The organism is uncultured Sphingomonas sp. (assembly GCF_964250165.1).
Lineage (GTDB): Bacteria > Pseudomonadota > Alphaproteobacteria > Sphingomonadales > Sphingomonadaceae > Sphingomonas.
Genome location: NZ_CAXUEK010000122.1, coordinates 1 through 4,806, shown reverse-complemented (window position 1 = coordinate 4,806; position 4,806 = coordinate 1). Strand labels below are relative to the sequence as shown.

At 70.2% G+C, this 4,806-nt stretch carries 6 protein-coding genes; all 6 read left to right on the top strand.

Annotated features, from left to right (window positions below; translation table 11 throughout):
* Positions 1–1,074: DNA polymerase III subunit beta (gene dnaN / locus ACFE64_RS15045; RefSeq protein WP_375393269.1), on the top strand; the 1,074-nt coding region annotated here is incomplete at its 5' end.
* Positions 1,075–1,130: 56 nt separating this feature from the next.
* A complete protein-coding gene (locus ACFE64_RS15040) occupies positions 1,131–1,370 on the top strand; it encodes a type II toxin-antitoxin system Phd/YefM family antitoxin (RefSeq protein WP_375393268.1) in 240 nt (79 codons plus the stop codon).
* A complete protein-coding gene (locus tag ACFE64_RS15035) occupies positions 1,370–1,804 on the top strand; it encodes a type II toxin-antitoxin system VapC family toxin (protein ID WP_375393267.1) in 435 nt (144 codons plus the stop codon). Before ACFE64_RS15040 ends, ACFE64_RS15035 begins: the two co-directional genes overlap by 1 nt.
* A 55-nt stretch (positions 1,805–1,859) precedes the next feature.
* Entirely contained in the window at positions 1,860–2,657 is a 798-nt protein-coding gene (locus ACFE64_RS15030; RefSeq protein ID WP_375393266.1) for a Coq4 family protein, read from the top strand.
* Positions 2,658–2,801: 144 nt separating this feature from the next.
* Positions 2,802–3,848: a DNA replication/repair protein RecF gene (gene recF / locus ACFE64_RS15025; RefSeq protein WP_375393265.1), complete on the top strand. Its 1,047-nt coding sequence runs from the start codon at positions 2,802–2,804 to the stop codon at positions 3,846–3,848.
* 60 nt (positions 3,849–3,908) lie between these two features.
* On the top strand, positions 3,909–4,806 hold an 898-nt coding region (locus tag ACFE64_RS15020; protein ID WP_375393264.1), incomplete at its 3' end, for an ATP-binding protein.

The following is a 4,806-nucleotide window of genomic DNA, read 5'->3' as shown; positions in this document are numbered from 1 at the left end:
AGCCACGTCCAGTCGGTGGTGGAGCGGCGCAACACCATCCCGATCCTGTCCAACGTGCTGCTGGAGGCGACCGCCGAGGGCGCGCTGCGCCTGATGGCGACCGACCTCGACCTCCAGATCAACGACCAGATCGCGGCCGCGGTCGACCAGGCCGGCGCCACCACGGTCTCCGCGCACACGCTGTTCGACATCGCGCGCAAGCTGCCCGAGGGCAGCCAGGTGTCGCTGGCGGCGGCCGAGGGCCGGATGGCGATCCGCGCGGGCCGCTTTAATTCGTCCTTGCCGACGCTGCCGCGCGACGACTTTCCCGTCATCGCCGAGGGCGAGCTGCCGACCCGGTTCGAGCTGCCCGCCGAAGCGCTCAAGCAGATCATCGACAAGACCCGCTTCGCCATCTCCACCGAGGAGACGCGTTATTACCTCAACGGCATCTTCCTTCATGCCAGCGAGGACGGCGGCAGGCGGGTGCTGAAGGCGGCGGCCACCGACGGCCATCGGCTCGCCCGCGTCACGGTCGAGCTGCCCGACGGCGCGGCGGGGATGCCGGACGTGATCGTACCGCGCAAATGCGTGGCGGAACTGCGCAAGCTGCTCGACGAGATCGACGGCTCGGTCGGCGTGTCGCTGTCGGCGAGCAAGGTGCGCTTCGATCTCGGCCAGGCGATCCTCACCTCCAAGCTGATCGACGGCACCTTCCCCGACTATTCGCGCGTGATCCCGACCGGCAACGACAAGATCCTGAAGATCGATCCGCGCGGCTTCGAGGAGGGCGTCGACCGCGTCTCCACCATCGCCAGCGAGAAGACCCGCGCGGTCAAGATGGCGCTCGACCGCGACCGCATCACGCTGTCGGTGACCAGCCCGGAGAACGGCACGGCGGCGGAGGAGGTGCCCGGCGAATATGCCGCCCAGGGGTTCGAGATCGGCTTCAACAGCCGCTACCTGCTCGACATTCTCGGCCAGATCGACGGCGACACGGTGGAGGTCCACCTCGCCGACGCTGCCGCCCCGACGCTGATCCGCGAGAACGACAAGGCGGCGGCGCTGTACGTGCTGATGCCGATGCGGGTGTAGTTGTGCCCGACCGGTGACCGCGCTAAGCAGGTCAGGTTGTTGGTCAGGAGCCCGCTATGAGCTACAATATCGCCGAGGCGAAGGCACAGTTCAGCGAGCTGATCGGGCGTGCCGAGGCGGGCGAAACGGTGGAGATCACCCGACGGGGAAGGCCGGTGGCCAGGCTAATGCCCGCCATTGCGCCGCGGCCGCCGATCGACCTGGCCCAACTCCGCGCGCTGACGGACAGCCTGCCGCCGCAGCGGCAGACCGCGCAAGAACTGATCCGGGAACTGCGCGACGCGGCGCGTTACTGATGATCTACTGCGACACGTCGCTGCTCGTTTCCGCCCTGCTGTTCAGCGAACCGCGCAGCCACGCGTCGCAGATCTGGCTTGCGGATCATTCCGCCGACGGGCTGGCGATCAGTGCCTGGGTTCAGACCGAGTTCGCCATCGCCATCGCCCTGCGCGCGCGACGGCGCGATCTTGACGACGCGGCGAAGGCGCGGGTGCTGCGCACCTGGGCCGTATTGCTATCGTCCTTCGAACCGCTCCGACTGGAACAGCGGCATTTCGAGGCTGCTGCGGGCTACGTGCTCGAGGCCGGTTCGCGCCTGCGCGCGGGCGACGCGGTGCACCTCGCGGTGGCGCTCGATCACCACTGCACGCTCGCCACCCTCGATCGCGACCTCGACGACGAGGCCGCGCGACGAGGGATCAGCGAAAAGCTGCTGGCCGGCGATGCTTGACAGCTGATCTTCGCCGTTGCTATTAACACCCTTGTCAGTAAGGAGCATTGCCGCGATGGCCGCCACGCTACCCCCTTTCCCCGGCACGACCGGCCGCCGCGACTGGCGGACCGCGTTCGACGCCATCCGCAAGCTGCTGGCGAACGGCGACGACACCACGCAGGTGTTCCGCATCATGCGCGCCCTCAACGTCGGCTCGGGGCCGGCCGGCTATGCGCGGCTGATCGCGACCAGCGAGGGCGGCCGGCTCGCCACCGAGCAGGTCGAACTGGCGCAGCGGTTCACCGACCGCGCCTGGCTGACGAGCTTCGCGCCCGGCACCGTCGGCGCCGCCTATCGCCATTTCCTCGACGCCACCGGCTATTCGGCCGACGGGCTGGTCGAGGTCAGCCGCATCAACAACGAGGAGGACGTGCGGCACCCCTATGCCTGGTTCGGTCGCCGCACCCGCGACCTGCACGACATCTGGCATGTGCTGACCGGCTACCAGGCCGACGAGAGCCTGGGCGAGGCGGCGCTGGTCGCCTTCTCCTATGCGCAGGTCGGCGGGCTCGGCTGGGCGTTCATTGCCGGTGCGGCATCGCTCAAGAGCCTCAAGGTCACCGGCAATCGCCTGTTCGCCAAGGCGGTGTGGGAGGGGTATCGCCACGGCCGCAAGGCGAAGTGGCTCGCCGGCGAGGACTATGAGGCGCTGATGCACGAGCCGATCGACGCGGCGCGGCGGCGGCTGAACATCCCGGAGCCGGTGCTCTACCGCAAGGCGCAGCGCGAGCTCGGGCCGGCGATGGCATCGTATCTCAGCGCGCAGAAGGAGCAGAAGCCCGCGCCTGCGCCGGAGAAGCTGGCGGCCTGACGTCAGCCCGGCCTTGTGCCGGGGTCCACTCCAGAGCTGGCCCTGCCGCTGGGAGCTAGCGCGAAACGCCGGGACGGACCTGGCGTGGATGCCGGCACCAGGCCGGCATGACGCAGTGGCGCGAAATCTCCTAAGCTCGCCACCATGCTGACCCGCCTGGTCCTCACCGATTTCCGCAACCATGCCGCGTTCGGCCTCGCGCCGGGGCCGGGCTTCGTCATCCTCACCGGCGAGAACGGCGCGGGCAAGACGAACGTGCTGGAGGCGGTGTCACTGCTCGCGCCGGGCCGCGGCCTGCGCCGCGCGCCGCTCGGGCAGATGGCGCGGCAGGGCGGGCCGGGCGGGTTCGGCGTGGCCGCGATGCTGGGGGACGGTGTCGAGATCGCCACCGGCGCCCTCGCCGCCGCGCCCGAGCGCCGCGTGCTCCGCATCCAGGGCGCGCCGGCCGCGACCACCGCGCTTGCCGAGCGGCTGACGGTGCTGTGGCTCACCCCGGCGATGGACCGCCTGTTCGTCGAGACGGCGGGCGGCAGGCGACGCTTCCTCGATCGCCTCGCGCTCGCGCTCGCGCCCGGTCATGCACATCATGCGCAGCGCTACGAGGCGGCGATGCGCGCGCGCAACCGCCTGCTCGCCGAGGCCGCCGCGCCCGATCCCGTCTGGCTCGATGCGCTCGAGGCGCAGCTGGCCGAGCATGGCGCCGCGATCGATGCCGCCCGACGCGACACGGTGGTGCTGCTGGCCGCGCGCCTCGCCGCCCAGCCCACCGGTCCCTTTGCGCGCGCCGCCCTCGCGCTCGACGGCTGGACCGGCGACGCCGCGCAGCTCGCTGCCGAGCTCCGCGGCGGTCGTGCCCGCGACGCCGCCGCCGGCCGCGCGCTCGCCGGCCCGCACCGCGCGGACCTGCGCGTCAGCCATGTCGACAAGGACCAGGCCGCCGCGCTCGCCTCCACCGGCGAGCAGAAGGCGCTGCTCCTCACCATCGTCCTCGCCCATGCCGAGCTGGTCGCCGAACGCGTCGGCCGCGCGCCCGTGCTGCTGCTGGACGAGGTCGCCGCGCATCTGGACGCCACCCGCCGCGCCGCCCTGTTCGCCCGGCTCGGCGGGGGCGGGCAGGTGTGGATGACGGGAACCGACGCCGGCCTGTTCGCCGACGCCGGCGCGGGCACGCGCGTCGCCCTGCCGCGCTGAGACTCGCAGATTCGGGCCATTTCGCTTCCGAAACCGCTCCCGACTCCCTATACCCTGGCCATGAGCGATGCCCCCCAGGACTCCGTCGAGAACCCCAACGCCAACGAATATGGCGCGTCCTCGATCAAGGTGCTGAAGGGCCTGGACGCGGTGCGCAAGCGCCCGGGCATGTATATCGGCGACACCGACGACGGCTCGGGCCTGCATCACATGGTGTTCGAGGTCAGCGACAACGCCATCGACGAGGCGCTTGCCGGCCATTGCGACCGCATCGACATCCAGCTGAACGCGGACGGCTCGGTCAGCGTCACCGACAACGGCCGCGGCATCCCGACCGGCATCCACCCCGAAGAGGGCGTCTCCGCGGCGGAGGTCATCATGACCCAGCTGCACGCGGGCGGCAAGTTCGAGAACACGTCGGACGACAACGCCTACAAGGTCTCGGGCGGCCTGCACGGCGTCGGCGTATCCGTCGTCAATGCGCTCAGCGAATGGCTGGACCTCACCATCTGGCGCGACGGCGAGGAGCATTTCATGCGCTTCGCCCATGGCGACGCGGTCGCGCCGCTGGCGCGGGTCGGCGAGGCGATCGGGAAGAAGGGCACGCGCGTCACCTTCCTGCCCTCGCCCGCCACCTTCAAGATCATCGAGTTCGATTTCGAGAAGCTGGAGCACCGCTACCGCGAGCTCGCCTTCCTCAATTCGGGCGTGCGGCTGTTCCTCACCGATGCGCGCCACGACGAGCCCAGGACGATCGAGCTGTTCTACGAGGGCGGCATCGCGGCGTTCGTGAAGTGGCTCGATCGCTCCAAGACCGCGCTGTTCCCCGAGCCGATCGCCATCTCCGGTCAGCGCGACCAGATCGGCATCGACGTCGCGCTGGAGTGGAACGACAGCTACTATGAGAACGTCCTCGCCTTCACCAACAACATCCCGCAGCGCGACGGCGGCACGCACA

What these genes read in the sequence shown, in the direction of transcription:
- recF (WP_375393265.1), top strand. Translation starts at nt 2,802, where the DNA reads ATGCTGACCCGCCTGGTCCTCACCGATTTCCGCAACCATGCCGCGTTC.
- ACFE64_RS15030 (WP_375393266.1), top strand. Translation starts at nt 1,860, where the DNA reads ATGGCCGCCACGCTACCCCCTTTCCCCGGCACGACCGGCCGCCGCGAC.
- ACFE64_RS15040 (WP_375393268.1), top strand. Translation starts at nt 1,131, where the DNA reads ATGAGCTACAATATCGCCGAGGCGAAGGCACAGTTCAGCGAGCTGATC.
- ACFE64_RS15035 (WP_375393267.1), top strand. Translation starts at nt 1,370, where the DNA reads ATGATCTACTGCGACACGTCGCTGCTCGTTTCCGCCCTGCTGTTCAGC.